Genomic DNA, 2402 nt, shown 5'->3' with positions numbered 1-2402 from the left:
GCGTCCTCGACGGCGGCCAGGGTGCGGGCGGCGAACCACGGTTCGACGAGCGCGGCCAGCGCCTCGCGGTGCCGGTAGCGGTCGCCGCCCGCGGCGAAGTCGGCGCCGGGCAGGCGTTCCAGCTCTGTGAGCCGGTCCGCGGCGCCCGCCGCGCGCATCAGATCGTCCAGGTGGCGGCGGGTCAGGGTGACGATCATGATCCGGCCGTCGGCGCAGCGGAAGTCGCGGGCGAACCCGCCGTACAGCCCGTTGCCGACCTTCGGCCGGTCCGTCCCGGTCAGTTCGGCCTCGGCCAGGAAACCGAGGTTCCCGGCCGTGGCCAGCGCGACGTCCGACAGCGCGATCCGGATCGAGCGGCCCTGGCCGGTGCGGAGCCGGTGATGATCGGCGGCGAGGATCGCGATCGCCGCGTACAGCCCGCACGCGACGTCCCAGGCGGGCAGCACATGGTTGACCGGCTCCTCCCCCGCGCCCGTGACCAGCGGGAACCCCGTCCCGGCGTTGACGGTGTAGTCGACCGCGGGACGCCCGCCAGGATGCCCCTCGATCGCGACGTGGATCAGTCCGGGCCGGTGCCCGATCAGGTCGTCGTAGGACGGCCAGGCGGCGTTGGTGAGCACCACCCCGGCCTGGGCGGCGAGCCGGGCCACCAGCGCCCGGCCCGCCGCGGACCGCAGATCGACCGTGATCGAGCGTTTGCCCTTGTTCAGGCCCGCCCAGTAGAGGGACGCGCCGTTGTCGTGCAGCGGCCAGCGCCCCACGTCGGCGGCGCCGCCGAGCGGATCCACCCGGATCACCTCGGCCCCGAGCTGGGCCAGGGTCATCCCGCCGAGCGGAGCCGCCACGAACGAGGAGATCTCCAGAACCCGCAACCCGCGCAGCATGGCCACCGGACGCGTCAGCGCTCCGCGACCGCGCCGGCGGCGATGAGCTCCTCGACGTCCGGGAAGCCGAGCTCGGTCAGCACCTCGCGGGAGTGGGCGCCCGCCGTCGAAGGCGGACCGGTGATCGCGCCGAGGGTGCGGGAGAAGCGGGGGGCGGGGGCGGGCTGCGGGGTGCCGTCCACACCGGGCACGAACACGCCGCGGGCGGTGTTGTAGGGGTGGGCGGCGGCCTCGGTGAGGCTCAGCACGGGGGCCACGCACGCGTCAGTCGGCAGGAAGATCTCGGCCCACTCGTCACGGGTCCTGGTCTTGAACCGGGACGCGAACAGCGCGCGGATGTCCTCCCAGTTCGCGAAGTCGAACTGGACCGCCTCCACCGGATCGACCTCCAGCAGCCGCAGGAACTCGGCGTAGAACTGCGCCTCGATCGCCCCGACGGCCATGTGCCCGCCGTCCGCGGTCTCGTACACGTCGTAGAACGGCGCGCCGGTGTCGAGCATGTTGACGCCCCGCTCGTCCTGCCAGGTGCCCGAGGCGAGGAAGGCGTGGATGAAGGTCGACAGATGGGCGGTGCCGTCCACGATCGCGGCGTCCACGACCTGGCCGTGGCCGCTGGTCTTGGCCTCCAGCAGCGCCGCCAGCACCCCGACGACCAGGTACATGCTGCCGCCCGCGAAGTCGCCGACCAGGTTCAGCGGGACCTGCGGCGGGCCGCCCTTGCGGCCGATGGCGTGCAGCACCCCGGTGACGGCGATGTAGCCGATGTCGTGGCCCGCGGTGTGGCTGAGCGGGCCCTCCTGGCCCCAGCCCGTCATCCGGCCGTAGACCAGGCGCTGGTTGCGCTTGAGGCAGTCCTGCGGGCCGAGGCCGAGCCGCTCGGTGACGCCGGGCCGGAACCCCTCGATCAGCACGTCGGCCTGCTCGACCAGGCGGAGCACGACCTCGCGGCCCGCGTCGCTCTTCAGGTCGACGGCCACGGACCGCTTGCTGCGGTTGGTCATGTCCTTGTTGGCGGACGGGCCGACGCCGCCGCGGCCCGGCCGGTCGATCCTGATCACCTCGGCGCCGAGATCGGCCAGCAGCATCGCGGCGAACGGCCCTGGGCCGATTCCCGCCAGCTCGATCACCCGGACTCCGGACAGCGGACCCATGACCCACCCCTTTCAGACGGCAAAGCTCGCAAACGGCTGCGGGGACAGTCTGCCACCTTTCAGTAAGTGCTGACTGACTGGGTCAGCCGACCGAGAGCTTCGGCGTCCTGACGGGCGGCCGCTTCCCCTTCGAGCCCTTCACCAGGTGCAGACCGTCCTTCCGCTTCGCCTTGGCGACCTTCAGCTCCACGCCGTGCGCCGCCGCCGCCAGGTAGTACCAGCGCTTGTTCTCGGCACGCCACCACAGGCCGGTCACCCCGTCGGCGCAGTCGCGGGCCGCGACGCGTCCCGCCTCCCCGATGAGCCAGCCCTGGTGCACGGGGGCGCCGCCGGCGACCGGCACCGTCACGCAGACGAGCCGGGCCGG

At 73.1% G+C, this 2402-nt stretch carries 3 protein-coding genes; all 3 read right to left on the bottom strand.

Annotated features, from left to right (window positions below; genetic code table 11):
* Window positions 1-872 (bottom strand): CoA transferase (locus tag ACYVE7_RS32655; protein WP_460370262.1); only part of this gene is annotated, 872 nt, incomplete at its 3' end.
* 26 nt (window positions 873-898) lie between these two features.
* Window positions 899-2035, bottom strand: coding sequence for a CaiB/BaiF CoA transferase family protein (locus ACYVE7_RS32650; protein WP_460370260.1), 1137 nt, complete (start codon window positions 2033-2035; stop codon window positions 899-901).
* Between the two features lie 82 nt (window positions 2036-2117).
* Window positions 2118-2402: hypothetical protein (locus tag ACYVE7_RS32645; RefSeq protein WP_460370258.1), on the bottom strand; the 285-nt coding region annotated here is incomplete at its 5' end.

Source organism: Actinocorallia lasiicapitis (genome assembly GCF_054778695.1).
The sequence above is the reverse complement of the archived record's forward strand: the minus strand, read 5'-3'. Positions and strand labels throughout refer to the sequence as shown.

Bases quoted from the DNA above. Each gene is read 5' to 3' on its own strand.
- ACYVE7_RS32650 (WP_460370260.1), bottom strand. From the start codon at position 2,035: ATGGGTCCGCTGTCCGGAGTCCGGGTGATCGAGCTGGCGGGAATCGGC.